Raw genomic sequence first — 14,813 nt, 5'->3', positions numbered from 1 at the left:
GGACGTTGCGTCCGGCTTCAGCATCAGTGGCCGTGTAACGCGATATCGTCAGTTCATGCCGGCGCCGGGACGCTCGACGGCAAGCCGGTCGCTGAGTGCGTGTAACTCTGCATCCGTGCGCTGCATGTGCTGGCCTTTGCGATGCCTCAGATACGCGATTGCGTCGTCGACTACGCCGGGCTCACCCAGCCGATCCGCATGCGCCAGGAGTAGCGCTTCACTCGAAACGATATCGTTGAGCTTGCCCAGTTCGTCCTGCAATTGCGTGAGTTCCACGACGCTGATCTCGTTACCGCTATCGAGCAGCGGCGCGAAAAACTCCAGCAGATAGCGCACCTTCTTCCCCGCGATGCGGACGTCGTGAAGTTCGGCGTAGCCGGCGTCCGGATTTCCCAGCACACGCTTCAACCGTTTTCGCAGTGCCTGCTTGGCCGTTGCAACACGGTTCGCGGCGAATACCGCGAGCGGTTCGTCGAACGAGCACGCGTCGAGTTGCTGAATCACGCCCGCTATTCGCTGCGTCAGCATGGCTTCGGCGTTCGCGTCGGCGATCGTTGCGCGACTGCGCAACAGCGCATTGCCACGCAATAGATCGAGACGTTCGATCAGCGCCGCGAAAGAATGCAGTGTCGACGCATCTTCCGCCAGTAAGTGTTTCAGGATATCCCAGTCACGCGTTTGACCGGCGGAATCAGCGAGCGCCTTGAATTCGCGCCGCTGCCATCTTGCCTGCGATCTGTCGATAAGCGGATCGTAAGCCCACCACAGCGAACGCAAGCGACGCAGCACGACACGCAGTTTGTGCGGACTTTCCGCATCCGCGCTCACGCACAAGCTGCCGATGCGTTGCGCCACTTGCGCGGCCATTAGCGTGGCCAGCGTCGAAAAAGCCACTGCCGGCGACATGTCCGGCGCAATCGTGCCGCCTCGTTTGCCGGGATTGTCTGCGTTCCGCTCTTGTGCAGATGCGGTTGCAGATGCGGGATCACGCGTGTCAGGTGTGGAGTTCATCGGCTCGAGTTGCATGAGTCCCAAAAGCGGACGGAAGTGAGGTGAACGTAAGGTGACGCGTGGCGGGTCGTTTAGCAAACTGCGATACCCATCCTACAGCGTAAAAATCTCGAGAGCCATGCCCGCGCTGTGCACGAAGCGGAGTCCACGCGACCCTCCAACGAACTTTCGCTTGAAGGGAGAGGCCGCGCTGTTCAGGACGGCGAATCGGAATCACAGTCATTTTCATGCCGTGGTGATAGAGCGATTCAATTTGCCTCCCGCTCTTCATCGTCCTGTAATAAGAAAAGTTGTTATTTCAGCGCTGCGCCCGCCCTCTTTCAAATCGGCACACAGCAGCGCGACGGCAAACTGGTGGAAATAGAAAGTCTAAAAGAGCCCGCCAGACAATAGTTTCATCGCGCCACGCGTCGTTACCCGGCGAGCTTCACTTCACGAGCTTCAACAACAATTCCGAGTGAGGTCTTTCGTGAGCTATACACAAACATTGTTGGCCAGCGTGGCCGGCGCTTTTTTAGCGGTCGCGGCGCACAGCGCTGACATCACCGGCGCAGGCAGTACTTTTGCCGCGCCGATCTATACGAAATGGGCCAACGCCTACCAGCGTGCGGGTGGCGGCACGGTGAGCTATCGCGCTGTCGGGTCGACGGAAGGTTTGAAGGAGATCATGGTCAGCCAGGTCGATTTCGCCGGGTCGGACGCGCCGCTGAGCGACGACGAGTTGGCGAAGAATGGGCTGATTCAGTTTCCAACCGTAATCGGCGGTGTCGTGCCGGTCATCAATCTACCTGGTATCAAGCCAGGCGAATTGATTCTCTCCGGACGCGTGCTCGGAGATATCTATCTGGGCAAAATCATCAGCTGGAATGCCCCGGCCATCGCCGCCATCAATCCGACGATCAAGCTACCCGACACGCCTATCGCCGTGGTCCGTCGGCTCGACGGTTCAGGTACCACGCTGATCTGGACGCACTTTCTCGCGCAGGTTAACCCGGAGTGGAAGAGCAAGGTCGGCGAGGGGACTTCAGTGCGCTGGCCGCGCGGAATAGGCGGAAGAGGTAACGAAGGGATCGCTACCTTCGTACAACATTTGCCTGGTGCAATCGGCTACGTTGCATGGGATTTCACGAAGCAGAATCATATGTCGTACGCGGCCATGGAAAATGCCTCGGGTGCCGTGGTTCAGCCAGGGCCGGAGACATTCAAGGCCGCCGCCGCGAGCGCCGACTGGTCCAAATCGCTCTTTCCGATCCTGACCAACGAAGCGGGCGCGAACGCATGGCCCGTTGTCGGCGCGACGTACGTATTGCTTCACAGCGCGCAGGACAAACCGGAGCGCGGCGAGGCTACGCTGAGATTCCTCGACTGGGCGCTGACGAACGGCAACCGGGCGGCGGAGGACCTGGACTATATTCCGCTGCCGCCGGCGGTCGCGAGTGAGATTCGCACGCAGTTGCACGCGAGGGTAAAGAATCCGTCGGGTAAAACAGTCGCGGGCGAATGACGGCGGCAGTGTCTCCGATCAAACAGCCACGCCCTGACGAGTCCGCGCCCACTGCGCAAGCGCGGCGCACGCCACCAGCAACGAGCCGGTGACGAAGAACACGGAATGCAACCCGAGATGGACAGCAATCACGCCGCCGATAATCGGACCGATGACCTGTCCGCTGAATTGCGCCGACTGCAGGTAGCCGAGCATCTGACCGGTCTTGTGCTCTTCCACTGCATGCCGGGCCAGTTTTGCAATCGCAGGCAAGAGACCGGCCAGCGTCATGCCCATCAGCGCGCGTAATCCCGCCAGTTGCCACCACGCGTGAACGAACGCTTGCGGAATCATCACCAGACCGGTCAACACCAGGCAAGCGACGATCACGTTCCAGCTGCCGATCCGATCGGCCAATGCACCGAGGCGGGCGGCTGTCAGCACGCTGCCGAGCGCCGAACAGGCCATCACGATTCCCGCCACGCGTGTCAGATGCAGCGACGGCACGCCGAGACTGCCGACATAGACGGTGATGACCGGCTCGATCGACATGTTGGCGAGCAGCACCATCATCGCGGTGACGAGCAACGCGGCGATGACCGGATAGTTGTTGCGATGCGTGCTCGCCGGCGCACGCTCGGCCGGGCGTCGTTTGGCATGGGCGGCCGGGTCGAAATCTTCCTTGACGACGAAAATCGTGAGCAGCGCGGCGACCGCGATCATGGCGCCGCCGGCCAAGAACGTGCCGCGAATGCCGAGCCAGCCCGGCAAAAAACCGCCGACGAGCGGCCCGATCAGGTTGCCGGCCAGCGCACCCGTCGACAGCACGCCCAGCGCCCAGCCCGCGCGTTCCTTCGGCGCCTGTGTGCCGACCATCACCGTCGACGCCGACGAGTAGCCGCCCACGAGGCCCGCGAGCAAACGCAGGGCGACGAGTTGATGCACGTTGTGCGCAATGCCGATCAGCGACATCACCACGGCCATGCCGACGGCCGCGCGCACCAGCATCGGCTTACGGCCATAACGATCGGCAAGGCGTCCCCACACGGGCGCGGTGACGGCAGTGCCCAGAAACGTGGCACCAAACGCGATGCCCGACCACTGGATGACGGCGGCCTGCGACTGCACACCGAGTTGCTGGACGTAGATGGGCAAGAACGGCAGCAGCATGCTCAGGCTGACGAGCGTGGTGAACGAGCCGAATACGCACACAGCCAGATTGCGGCGCCAGTAACGTTCATGTCGCGCGGAATAATCGAGGCCGCGCGTTGCCTGACCGGACGGCAGGGAAACTTGCGGAGGGGTGTTCATATCGTCTTCCCGGCAATTGCATGCGAGCGTGACTGGCCCTCTGCTTCGGCAAGTTCGTTCACCAAGGTGGCAACCAACTCCGCTGCAGGCAATGCTCTCGCGAGCGGCGCGCCCTGGCCGGCCCACTGGACGGCAAATTCGGTGTTGCCCTTTGCACGGGCCGCGGCGTTCAGCGCCTTGGCGGCGTCGTAGGCAATCGGATAGTCGGGCAGCGGCGGCGCGTCCGGCGAGTCTACGTCGATATACAACCGGTTGCTCAAACCACGTGCAGGGCGACCGGAGATCGCGGCCGTCACGGCCGTCCGGTACGCGCGTTGGGTGGTCAATGCGTGCCGGTAGGCGGCATCCGCACCCGATTCCGGACACAGCACGAACGCGGTGCCCATCTGCACCGCGCTAGCTCCGAGGAGCAATGCGCTGGCAATGCTTTGACCGTCCATGATGCCGCCCGCGGCGATGATCGGCAGCGTCGACTGTTTGGCGATCAGCCGGACCAGCGCCAGGGTGCCGATCATCGCGTCGTCGTCCGGATTGAAGACGCCACGATGACCGCCTGCTTCCGCACCTTGCGCGACGATCGCATCGAGTCCGGCCTGCTCGATCTGCATGGCTTCGTGCGGCGTGGTCGCGCAACCTAACAGCAGAATGCCGGCGCGATGCAGTTCATTGATCCATTCGCGCGATGGCAGCCCGAAATGGAAACTGACGATAGCCGGACGCTCTTCGACCAAACCCTGCAGCAGCGCCTCGTCGACCACGAAGCTCGTGTAAATCTCCTTGAGCGCAACGGGCGTTCTGGCGCCGAACTCGGCGAACAGCGGCTGCAGATGCGCCAACCAGGTCGCTTCGCGAAGCGGATCGCTGTACGCCGGCCGATGGCAGAACACGTTGACGTTGAACGGCTGGCTCGTGAGCGCGCGTGTCGCGACGATCAGTTCGCGCGCCTGCTGCGCGGTGCTCGAACCCACGGCGATCGAGCCAAGCGCGCCGGCATTGGAGACCGCGGCGGCGAGGGCGGGCGTCGAGATGCCTGCCATCGGCGCCTGAATGATGGGATGCTGTACGCCGAGTGCCTGCAGAAAGCGGGTATTGGAGGTCATGGGTTTCTCACAGTTGGAGCAATGGGTAGAGTCGCCTGCAGCGGAGTGGCTAGGCTTGCTTCGGACCGAAGCGAAGCGCCGCGAACAGATCCACCGCGAGAGCAAGTGCTAAAGACGCCGCGCCGATCACGAACAGCGTCGCGTAATTGCCGCCGTCGTGCGCAAACAGAAACGACAAACCGTACGCCGCGACGGCCTGCAAGACGGCGAAACTGGTGGTCGCCGCGCTCCAGGCGCCTTTTTGGGCAGTTGGATGATGCGCGAGCAATTCATTGATCCTGCCGAGCACGAGTGCCACGATGCCCGGCACGAATGCGCCGACTACGACGCTCGACACGATCAGTGCCGCAGGCCCGCGCACGACAGCCGGCAAGGCGACCGCGACGATCTGCAGGACATAGGCCACACGCAATGCCGGACCGAACCCGGTGCGGTCAGCCAGATGACCCGTCAGCAGCGGGCCCACAATCGCCCCGAGTCCGAACAGCACCCAGTATTGCGCGCCGGCATCGAGACCCTTGCCGAGGCCGCGCGCCACGAAATCGACGAGAAAGATCATGTGCGGAACGAGGCCGACGGCGTTCAACGCATACTCGGTGTAGAGCGCGCGCAGCGACGCAGCCGGATAAGTCTGGCCATGCTGTGCGTGATGCGTCGTGTGCTGCGCGGCGGATTCGCCACGCCCGGGCCATCCGTTCCACGCGACGGCCGTCAGCGCGAGGGAGATCGCGGCCAGTCCCAGCCACGTTTGCATCAGGCCCTGACGCAGCAGGATCGGCACGACCGTCCCCGATGCCACGATGCCAAGACCAATACCGCTGAAGATCGCGCCGCTCGCAAAGCCCCTGCGCGATGGGATCACGTGCGCGAGGACCGTCGGCGCGGCCAGCACCATCAGCGCGCCGCCCGCCAGGCCGGATGCGAAGCGCCAGCCGAAGAACCAGAGAAATGAAACCGGAAAGGCGCAGGCGACGAACGCGACGGTCACGAGCAGCATCATCGCGCGTAAAACAAATGTGGCATCGAAGCGCCGTGCCAGCCAACCGCCTGCGAGCGCGCCCGCCAGATAGCCGCCGAGATTGGCCGCGCCGAGATACGCGGCGGTCGACGCCGGAAACCAGTGCGCGCTGACGATCGCCGGCAACAACGGGGTATAGGCGAAGCGCGCGAGGCCGATACCAACAAGGCTCGCGCTGGCGCCTGCCCGCGTGCCGCGCCAGACATTGAATGCCGGCGGGATCGGTTCGTTGACGACTGCACGTTGCATTACTGCCTCCACTGTTCGGTTACGCGCCGACTCATCTTGCTGGCGGGCTCGACACGATAGGTACGAAGGTCACCGCTCGCAATGCCTCTCATGAGGATTGCAAACTGAATCCGCAATACCTCGCAATGTGACAAACGATGCCTGGAGCGCCGACGCTATGGCCGCCGTCCATGTGCGGGGTGTTTGTCCGTTACGAAGATTGCCGATTCGAGTCGAGCGTGGCGTCGGTCGTGTCAGTGAGTTGCCGGGGTGGCCGACGGCTTGCGCCAGGTGATCTCGATGGAGGTAAGTCTAGATTGAACCGATTGAAGAGAGAATCCACGCGACTCGGCAGACATTCTTCCGCGAAACGGTTCAATTTCGCGTCGTAATCCGCTGGGACTGCGTGAAATGCCGGCGCAGACGCGGCGCCGCGAAATCGACGAACGCGCGCACCTTGGGCACGGCGAGGCGCCCGTGCGGCGTCAGCAGGTGGACCGGCAGCGGGGCGGGCTCGTTGTCGCTCAGGACAATCTTGAGCGAGCCTTCCTTGACCTGTTCGGCGATGTGGTAGGAAAACATGCGGGTGACGCCATGTCCCGCGACCGCCGAGGCCACGGCCGCCTGAATACTGTTGACGATAAAACGAGGCGTGAACTGCACGACGCGCGGGATCGTCGAGCCGTTCGGCGGCGGAAAGCTCCACGAATCCAGGCCGAAGTGGGTCATGGAGATGATCTGATGCTGGGCCAGATCGCCGGGTTCGGTGATTGGAGGGTGCTTCGCCAGGTAATGAGGCGACGCGGCAACAACACGCCGCACTTCGCCGACGGGGATCGCCACCAGCGTCGAATCGGGCAGATGAGCGATGCGCAACGCCAGGTCCATCCCTTCGTCGATGAGGCTCACCGGGCGATCGAGCATATTCAGGCGTACCGACACAGCCGGGTAGCGGTCGACGAATTCGTCGATGATCGGCTGCAGCATGTCCTGGCCGGCCGCCACCGGCGCAGTGATCGTGAGCAGCCCGCGCGGCGCGGAGCGCTCGCCGGCGATCAGCAGATCGGCCTCTTCGAGATCGGTGAGAATGCGGCGGCAGGCGGCGGCATAGCGTTCGCCGGCTTCGCTCAGTTTGATGGTGCGCGTCGTGCGATGCAGCAAGGCCGTGCCGACATGCTCTTCGAGGAACGCAATAGCGCGGCTAACCGCGGCGGGCGAGCGGCCGAGTCGACGGCTCGCGCCGGCCAGGCTGCCTTCGTCGAGCGTGGCGACGAACACCTTCATTGCGTCGATGCGATCCATGTTGCCTGATCCGGTGTGATTGAAAACGCGATCTGGCAGAGTCTACAGCGATGGACCGAAAGGGAGTGGAGCAGGGGCGCTCGAGCGGCCAAGCGCTCAAGCGCCGGCGGACGCCTCCAGTTCCGCAAGCCGCTTGCGCAGCAGGCGATCCTCCTGGAAGCGGCTGGTTTCGTCGCGGATCACTGCGACGATGCCGGTGAGTTCGTTTTGTGGCGAGTGCAGCAACGCGACCGAAAAGGCAATCGACAGCGACCGTCCGTCCTTGTGCACGGCGGGTACACGCAGCACGTCGTTTCCATAGCGGGTTTCGCCGGTTGCCATGGTCTTGTGATAGCCGTCCCAATGGCGGCCGCGCAGACGTTCCGGGATGATCAGGTCCAGCGAATTGCCGAGCGCCTCGCTCTGCGTAAAACCGAACATGCGTTCAGCCGCGGGGTTCCAGAATGTGATGCTGCCTTGGGCGTCTGAAATGATGATCGCGTCGCCGATTGCGTTGGCAAGTTGCTGGAAGTCGATGGCGTTTTGCATGGCGCTCCCCCGAATGTGACAACACGAATGCCTGGATGAGATGCGGCGCCGCCAGGGGCACCGCATCGGCAAGGCCGGGCTTATACCCGGCCTTGCGTAGCAGCATTTAAACCGCTTTCACTTCGCGCAGGTTGAAAATGTCCTGCTTGCTGTAACCGAGGCTCGCGAGCACTTCTTCGGTGTGTTCGCCCAGCAGCGGCGAGGCGGTGACTTCCGGCTTCAGATCCGAAAACTTGATCGGGCTGCCGACGGTCAGATACGAGCCGCGTTTCTTGTGCTGCACTTCGACAATCGTGCCGCTCGCGCGCAACGACGGGTCGTTGGCCAGTTCCTTCATTGTCAGCACCGGCGCGCACGGAATATCGAACTTGCGCAAGATATCGACCGCTTCGAACTTGGTCTTGTCGGCCAGCCAGCCTTCAATCGTTTTGAAGATCTCGAAGATATGCGGTTGACGTGCTTCCGCTGTCTTGTAGGCCGGGTCGTCGATCCACTCGGGCTTGCCGAGCGCCTTGCAGATCGGTTCCCACGCATGGCCCTGGATCGTGAAATAGATGTACGCGTTCGGATCCGTTTCCCAGCCCTTGCACTTGAGCACCCAACCCGGCTGGCCGCCGCCGCCCGCATTGCCGCCGCGCGGCACGACATCGCTGAATTCGCCGTGCGGATACTGCGGATATTCTTCCAGGTAACCGACACGTTCCAGCCGCTGCTGGTCGCGCAGTTTCACGCGGCACAGATTCAGCACGCTGTCCTGCATCGACACCGCGACCTTCTGGCCCTTGCCGGTTTTGTCGCGTCCCAGCAGTGCGGTCAGAATGCCGATGGCCAGATGCATGCCGGTGTTGCTGTCACCGAGGGCCGCCGCGCTGATGGTCGGCGGGCCGTCCCAGAAGCCCGTGGTGGAGGCCGCGCCGCCCGCGCATTGCGCGACGTTTTCGTAGACCTTCAGGTCGTCGTAATGGTGGCCGTCGCTGAAGCCCTTCACCGAGGCGACGATCATCTTCGGGTTGAGTTCGTTCAGGCGTTCCCACGAAAAGCCCATCCGGTCCAATGCACCCGGGCCGAAATTCTCGACCAGCACGTCCGATTCGCGGATCAGCTTTTCGAGCACCTCCTTGCCTTCGGGTTTTTTCGTGTCCAGCGTGAGCGACTTCTTGTTGCTGTTGAGCATCGTGAAGTACAGCGCGTCGGCGTCAGGGATATCGCGTAACTGATTGCGCGTGACGTCGCCGGAACCCGGCCGTTCAACCTTGATGACGTCCGCGCCGAACCAGGCGAGCAACTGCGTGCAGGCGGGGCCCGCTTGAACGTGGGTGAAGTCGATGATCCTGATGCCGTCGAGAGGTTTGGTCATGTTGAATCTCCGTGGTTGCCTGGATTACTTTTTCATTGCCGCGCTTTGCGGATTCAGATTGGTCAGTCGACCGCTTTCGGTGCCGGCCGCTTCGTCGATCACGGCATTGATCAGGCTCGGCTTGCCCGAGGCGATCGATTCGAGCAGCGCCTTCGTCAGTTCTTCCGGCGTGGTCGCGTGGTAGCCGACGCCGCCGAATGCCTCGATCATCTTGTCGTAGCGCGCGTTCTTCACGAACACGGTCGGCGCGACGTCCTTGCCGCCGGTCGGATTCACGTCGGTGCCGCGATACACGCCGTTGTTGTTGAAGACGATCGTGCACACTGGCAAGTCGTAGCGGCAGATGGTTTCGAGTTCCATGCCGCTGAAGCCGAACGCGCTGTCGCCTTCAATGGCGACGACCGGTTTGCCGCTCGTCACCGCCGCGCCGATCGCGAAGCCCATGCCGATGCCCATGATTCCCCACGTGCCCGAATCGAAGCGTTTGCGCGGCTCGACCATGTCGATGATGCTGCGCGCGTAGTCGAGCGTGTTTGCGCCTTCGTTGACGACGTTGATGTCCGGGCGCGTCTTCAGCACATCGCGGATTGCGCGCAATGCGCTGTGGAAATTCATCGGCGACGGGTCCTTGTCGAGCGTCGCGGCCATCTTGGCGAGGTTCTTGTTCTTGCGCTCGGCGATCGCGCCGGTCCACTCGGCGCCCGGCTTCGTGTAGCTCGCATCGAGGCCTTCGCGTAACGCCGCCACGCACGAACCGATATCGCCGATCACCGGCGCGGCAATCGCGACGTTGCTGTCGATTTCCGTCGGCGAGATATCGATCTGGACGAACTTCTTCGGCTCGGCGCCCCACGTCTTGCCTTTGCCATGCGAGAGCAGCCAGTTCAGACGCGCGCCGATCAGCACGACGACGTCGGCTTCCTGCAGCACGAACGAACGCGCCGCCGACGCCGATTGCTCGTGTGTATCGGGCAGCAGGCCCTTGGCCATCGACATCGGCAGATACGGAATGCCGCTTTCTTCGACGAACCCGCGAATCTCCGCGTCGGCCTGCGCGTACGCCGCGCCTTTGCCAAGCAGGATCAGCGGACGCTTGGCGCTCTTCAGCACGTCAATCGCGCGCTTGACCGATTCCGGTGCGGGCAACTGACGCGGCGCGGCGTCGATCACGCGCACCAGCGATTGCTGTGCTTTCACGGCGTCCATGGTTTGCGCGAGCAGCTTGGCGGGCAAGTCCAGATACACGCCGCCGGGGCGGCCCGATACGGCGGCTCGAATCGCGCGCGCTACGCCGATGCCGATATCTTCCGCATGCAACACGCGATATGCGGCCTTCGCGTACGGCTTGGCTGCATTCAACTGATCCATCTCTTCGTAATCGCCCTGCTGCAGATCGACGATTTCGCGCTCGCTCGAACCGCTGATCAGGATCATCGGGAAGCAGTTGGTAGTCGCGTTGGCGAGTGCAGTCAGTCCGTTCAGAAAGCCCGGCGCTGACACCGTCAGGCAGATGCCCGGCTTCTTCGTCATGTAACCGGACACGGCCGCTGCGTTGCCTGCGTGCTGTTCATGGCGAAAGCCGATGAAACGCATGCCTTCCGCCTGGGCAAGACGCGCCAGGTCGGTGATCGGGATGCCGACCAGGCCAAAGATGGTGTTGATGTCGTTCAGTTTCAGCGCGTCGATGACGAGATGGAATCCGTCGGTCGTCTCGGTCGCCTGTTGTGTCGACGTGTTGTCTGTTGTGGGCTGGTCGGCTTCTGCCATGACATCTCTCCTTGGTGGCGGGGCGTTGTGTGGTGTGTCGTGAGCGGTGCGCTCACGTGGTCAGTCAATCAGGCGAGCCGCCGGGCAACGGCTGCAGCCGTGCTTCGGCGATGACGACGCTGGCCGGCGCGCCTGAGTTTTCGATCCAGCGCTTTCTCATGGGGGCGAGGATGAACTTCGCGGACACGGCTGCCGCGATCGACACCACGGCGGCCGAGATGAACACCGTGCTCCATCCGCCGTTTGCCGACAGCACCGATGCAAGCGGCACCAGCATCGATGCGGTGCCCTTCGCGGTGTAAAGCGTTCCCGCGTTGGCTGCGGCGTATTTGCTGCCGAACGTGTCCGCGCAGGTCGCCGGGAAGATCGAGAAGATTTCGCCCCAGCACAGGAACACGGCGGCCGCGAAGAACATGAAGGCGTACGGGTTATGGCCGAACTGCATGAGGCCCAGCAGCGCGACGCCTTCGCCGAGAAAGATCATGAACATCGTGTTTTCCCGGCCGATGCGATCCGACAGAAAGCCGCACAAGGGACGGGTAAAACCGTTGCACAGGTTGTCGATAGACAGTGTCATCGTGAGGAGCGGCAGCGTGATGCCCATCAGACTCACGGGCAGCTTGGCGAAGCCGAATTCCTTCGCAATCGGCCCGAGCTGCGCGGTCGCGATGATGCCGCCGGCTGCAACGAACACGAACATCAGATACAGCACCCAGAAGAGCGGCGAACGGATCATCTCGCCAGGTGTGTAGTCGATCTTGCTCGACACCACGCGTTTAGCGGCGACGGCGGTTGCGGGCGGCTTCGGCCGAATCAGCATGGTGGCGAGCAACAGAATGCAGACGCCCTGGAAAATGCCGAAGAACATGAAGGTGTGCTGGTAGCCCGAGCGCTGGATCATGTCGGCGATCGGGATCACGGTGACGGCCGCGCCGGCGCCGAAACCCGCCGCGGTCAAACCGGCGGCGAGACCGCGCTTGTCCGGAAACCATTTGAGCGCCATGCCCACACAGGTGCCGTACACGCAGCCCGCGCCGATCCCGGCGATGACTGCCGCGGCGTACAGTTCGGCGAGACTGCTCGCATGGGCGTCGATGATCCAGCCGAGCGCCGCACACAGCGAGCCGCCGATTACGACCGGGCGCGGCCCGAACTTGTCGACGAGCCAGCCTTCAACGGGCACGAGCCAGGTTTCGGTGACGATGAAGATCGTGAACGCGGTCTGGATCGCCGCTTGTCCCCAATGGTGCGCGTTGTCCATCGGTACGACGAACAGCGTCCACGCATATTGAAGATTCGCGACGAGTCCCATGCACACAATGCCGATCGCGAGTTGCACCCAGCGGTGATGCGTGAATGCAGTGCGGCCTCTTTCCGATGCACCGGAATGTCCCATGTCTCCGTCTCCTGTATATTCCGTCGCGCTCAAGCGGCGCGTTGGACTTACGTGATCGAACCGCTTCATCGCCGTTTTATTTGCGGCAACGAGGCGCCAATGGTCGGCCAGAGGGAGCTGCACTAACGAAAACCCTTACCCGTTGAGCGCAGAACCGCCGGGTGAGAGGCAATGGGTCGTGCAGCGCGTCTGAGAGGATGCTGCGCGAGAACAGCAATAAGTAAAAGTTAAAACATTTTATGGTTTGCATTCGGCATTCCTAATGGATGCGCTGTCGGCCTTAACCATGGCTTGATTGCGGGCGACGACTCGCTGTCCAAGGTGCGCAGATCTCGATGCTGTGGCTACTTGGGGTAAACCAATATATAAACAAAGCACTATCGTTTTTCGAAAAAACTTTAACTATTGTTTATTCATAGGCTCTTCTACTCTTTGGTCGTGCCACCATGCCTGATGGAGACGACCATGACCCCCTTGCAATTCGACGCTGGCGACAGCGCGCACCATGCTGAAATCCAGGCGCAACTGTGCGCCTATAACGCCGCTTTCGACGAACTCGGCCTGCGCTTTCGTTGGGATGCGCAGACGCTGGCGTTGTTAGCCATGATCGATGGTGAACAGGCGCAGATCGCCGCGTACATCGAAGCGCATCATGCGCACTTGTTGAAAGCGTATAGCGCAGAATTTTTGAGCCAGGCCATTCTTGAGAAGAAGCGTGCGCGTTATCCGGCGCCGCTGCCGAGACGCGTCGAAAGCGCGCCGCGTCAGAGTCGCGTGGCTCATCAGCCAGAGATGAGCAGCTGGCGCGAACGCGTTTCGTACGACGTGGAACTGCCGGCGCTGGCTGGCGTGTAGATGCGGTGGACGGCATGCGCGCCAGCCCGTGCAGGCCTATCGGCCGATGGCGCGAGCCACCCGTCTGGCTGGTCGAGTATTCGTCGACTTCATCGCGGCCGAACTGCAAGAGAAACCGCTGGACTTGGTTGCCGCGATCTAGGTCCGGCGTTTCTGCGGCGGGGCAGTTTCGGAAGATGGGGGTCGCGGCGTGACTGCCGTCCGGCGTATTGGCGTAAGCCTGATAGCGTCCTATAGCGCGATCGATTGGTCAATAGAGAGGTGTGCTCTGTTGATCATTAGCCACTCCCATCAGATACTCGAAGCATCGTCCTCCCTGCGCTCGCAAGATCATGGCCACGCCGGCGATGCGAGCAGACCGATTCTTCGCCGCTCACGCCCGGTTCATGCGTGGGACGGTTTAAAAAGTCGAGTGGGGCCGCCGTATTCTGATAGATGGTGTGCCGGCAAGATCCCGCAAACGGCGGGCGCGGCACGCGCGAGACTAGAGGAGGCCCGAAATGGCGCATGCGGATCTGGCGATACTTGGGGGCGTCGGGATTCTCGCGCTGGCCTGCCTGGTCGTGTGCGGTATTTACCTGTACTGGAGCAGCGACAGATACCGCGACCGGCAGCAGCGCTTGGAGACGCAAACCAGCGTAACCCAGGCGGCGGAGCAAAACGACGAACAGTTTTCGGAACCGGGGGCAACCATGGGCACGCAACTGAGCCATCGCTGCAAAACCTCGCTGTATCGGGCGGTGGTCAACAACGCACGCGACGAAAGCATCGTGTTCCTGTTTGCCGGCAGCCGCGACGATGCGCGAAAACGGGCGACCGGCGCGCTGGCCGCTATCCACGGCATTGCGGCCGAAAATGTGTCGCTCTCCAATCTCGCCTCGTTCGGCGAGCTGGTCGACGTCGGCGTCAGCGAGGATGAGGAGTTGCGGATATTCGAAATGGCCTGGAAAGGTGCGGACGTCAGCGCCTGGGCCGAACACCCGCTTTTCCTGACCGATGATCCCAGCTTAATAGGCAAGTGGGCCGAACTGTACGCGGACCTTGCGCGGGAGTTGGCTGTCAGCGCGATCGACCGGGCGCGAGACTAACGTCCGGATCGGGTATCGCAGTTCGCCAACCGAAGACGGCCGCGGGGCCGTCGTTGACGAACCCCGACATCACACGCGTCGAGCGGACAACCACAATGCCCTTCTTGGCGGCCCGATCGAGGGCGGCCAGCGCCTCCCTGGATGCATCTCCATCGCCTTCGCCCGCCAGCACGATACCTTTCGCTCCATCGGCGATCGCGTGGTCGATCTGCGCTCCGTCCATGTTGCTGCGCGCGTCGACGATTTCTACGCGCGGCAAGCGGCCATTCGCCGGCAAGCCAAGCGTGTCGCGTGTCGCGTGTCGAGGCAAGCGCAGGCGCGACGAAACGAATGCTCGCCGGATAGGCGCACCGCGTGGATTGGGTCGGC

12 protein-coding genes and 1 pseudogene are annotated in these 14,813 nt (G+C 62.4%); 3 read left to right on the top strand and 10 right to left on the bottom strand.

Annotated elements, in window-relative coordinates; genetic code table 11:
• Window positions 1-48: 48 nt before the first annotated feature.
• Window positions 49-1,011 (bottom strand): CHAD domain-containing protein, encoded by a 963-nt coding sequence (locus HF916_RS26805; protein WP_240975514.1) that lies wholly within the window; start codon window positions 1,009-1,011, stop codon window positions 49-51.
• A 469-nt stretch (window positions 1,012-1,480) separates the two neighbouring features.
• Between HF916_RS26805 and pstS the strand changes: the two genes are divergently transcribed.
• Window positions 1,481-2,515: a phosphate ABC transporter substrate-binding protein PstS gene (pstS, locus tag HF916_RS26800; protein WP_168791752.1), complete on the top strand. Its 1,035-nt coding sequence runs from the start codon at window positions 1,481-1,483 to the stop codon at window positions 2,513-2,515.
• 18 nt (window positions 2,516-2,533) lie between these two features.
• On the opposite strand, the gene HF916_RS26795 is transcribed toward pstS, so the two are convergent.
• The 8 genes from HF916_RS26795 to oxlT all read right to left on the bottom strand — a co-directional run bounded on the left by HF916_RS26795 (window position 2,534) and on the right by oxlT (window position 12,501).
• Entirely contained in the window at window positions 2,534-3,805 is a 1,272-nt protein-coding gene (locus HF916_RS26795) for an MFS transporter (RefSeq protein ID WP_168791751.1), read from the bottom strand.
• Window positions 3,802-4,905: an NAD(P)H-dependent flavin oxidoreductase gene (locus HF916_RS26790; protein WP_168791750.1), complete on the bottom strand. Its 1,104-nt coding sequence runs from the start codon at window positions 4,903-4,905 to the stop codon at window positions 3,802-3,804. The genes HF916_RS26795 and HF916_RS26790 overlap by 4 nt, the downstream gene beginning before the upstream one ends.
• 49 nt (window positions 4,906-4,954) lie before the next feature.
• Complete coding sequence (locus HF916_RS26785; RefSeq protein ID WP_168791749.1) at window positions 4,955-6,172, bottom strand: YbfB/YjiJ family MFS transporter; 1,218 nt, start codon at window positions 6,170-6,172, stop codon at window positions 4,955-4,957.
• 354 nt (window positions 6,173-6,526) lie between these two features.
• Window positions 6,527-7,453: a LysR family transcriptional regulator gene (locus tag HF916_RS26780; protein ID WP_168791748.1), complete on the bottom strand. Its 927-nt coding sequence runs from the start codon at window positions 7,451-7,453 to the stop codon at window positions 6,527-6,529.
• A gap of 96 nt (window positions 7,454-7,549) precedes the next feature.
• Entirely contained in the window at window positions 7,550-7,981 is a 432-nt protein-coding gene (locus HF916_RS26775; RefSeq protein ID WP_168791747.1) for a PAS domain-containing protein, read from the bottom strand.
• Window positions 7,982-8,087: 106 nt separating this feature from the next.
• Entirely contained in the window at window positions 8,088-9,338 is a 1,251-nt protein-coding gene (gene frc / locus HF916_RS26770; protein WP_168791746.1) for a formyl-CoA transferase, read from the bottom strand.
• A gap of 24 nt (window positions 9,339-9,362) precedes the next feature.
• A complete protein-coding gene (gene oxc / locus HF916_RS26765; protein ID WP_168791745.1) occupies window positions 9,363-11,105 on the bottom strand; it encodes an oxalyl-CoA decarboxylase in 1,743 nt (580 codons plus the stop codon).
• A 64-nt stretch (window positions 11,106-11,169) separates the two neighbouring features.
• Window positions 11,170-12,501, bottom strand: a complete 1,332-nt coding sequence (oxlT, locus tag HF916_RS26760; protein ID WP_168791744.1) for an oxalate/formate MFS antiporter — start codon at window positions 12,499-12,501, stop codon at window positions 11,170-11,172.
• Window positions 12,502-12,966: 465 nt separating this feature from the next.
• Here oxlT and HF916_RS26755 point away from each other — a divergent pair, with 465 nt between their 5' ends.
• Both HF916_RS26755 and HF916_RS26750 read left to right on the top strand, forming a co-directional pair.
• Window positions 12,967-13,356, top strand: a complete 390-nt coding sequence (locus HF916_RS26755; protein ID WP_168791743.1) for a hypothetical protein — start codon at window positions 12,967-12,969, stop codon at window positions 13,354-13,356.
• 500 nt (window positions 13,357-13,856) lie between these two features.
• Complete coding sequence (locus HF916_RS26750) at window positions 13,857-14,444, top strand: hypothetical protein (RefSeq protein ID WP_168791742.1); 588 nt, start codon at window positions 13,857-13,859, stop codon at window positions 14,442-14,444.
• A 52-nt stretch (window positions 14,445-14,496) separates the two neighbouring features.
• Here HF916_RS26750 and ansB read toward each other — a convergent pair.
• A pseudogene (gene ansB, locus HF916_RS51745) lies at window positions 14,497-14,785 on the bottom strand (L-asparaginase 2); the annotation flags it as partial.
• Window positions 14,786-14,813: the final 28 nt, after the last annotated feature.

This window comes from Paraburkholderia aromaticivorans, from assembly GCF_012689525.1.
Lineage (GTDB): Bacteria > Pseudomonadota > Gammaproteobacteria > Burkholderiales > Burkholderiaceae > Paraburkholderia > Paraburkholderia aromaticivorans_A.
The sequence above is the reverse complement of the archived record's forward strand: the minus strand, read 5'-3'. Positions and strand labels throughout refer to the sequence as shown.

Bases quoted from the DNA above. Each gene is read 5' to 3' on its own strand.
- HF916_RS26775 (WP_168791747.1), bottom strand. From the start codon at position 7,981: ATGCAAAACGCCATCGACTTCCAGCAACTTGCCAACGCAATCGGCGAC.
- HF916_RS26795 (WP_168791751.1), bottom strand. From the start codon at position 3,805: ATGAACACCCCTCCGCAAGTTTCCCTGCCGTCCGGTCAGGCAACGCGC.
- oxc (WP_168791745.1), bottom strand. From the start codon at position 11,105: ATGGCAGAAGCCGACCAGCCCACAACAGACAACACGTCGACACAACAG.
- HF916_RS26790 (WP_168791750.1), bottom strand. From the start codon at position 4,905: ATGACCTCCAATACCCGCTTTCTGCAGGCACTCGGCGTACAGCATCCC.
- frc (WP_168791746.1), bottom strand. From the start codon at position 9,338: ATGACCAAACCTCTCGACGGCATCAGGATCATCGACTTCACCCACGTT.
- HF916_RS26750 (WP_168791742.1), top strand. From the start codon at position 13,857: ATGGCGCATGCGGATCTGGCGATACTTGGGGGCGTCGGGATTCTCGCG.
- HF916_RS26755 (WP_168791743.1), top strand. From the start codon at position 12,967: ATGACCCCCTTGCAATTCGACGCTGGCGACAGCGCGCACCATGCTGAA.
- oxlT (WP_168791744.1), bottom strand. From the start codon at position 12,501: ATGGGACATTCCGGTGCATCGGAAAGAGGCCGCACTGCATTCACGCAT.
- HF916_RS26805 (WP_240975514.1), bottom strand. From the start codon at position 1,011: ATGAACTCCACACCTGACACGCGTGATCCCGCATCTGCAACCGCATCT.
- HF916_RS26785 (WP_168791749.1), bottom strand. From the start codon at position 6,172: ATGCAACGTGCAGTCGTCAACGAACCGATCCCGCCGGCATTCAATGTC.
- HF916_RS26780 (WP_168791748.1), bottom strand. From the start codon at position 7,453: ATGGATCGCATCGACGCAATGAAGGTGTTCGTCGCCACGCTCGACGAA.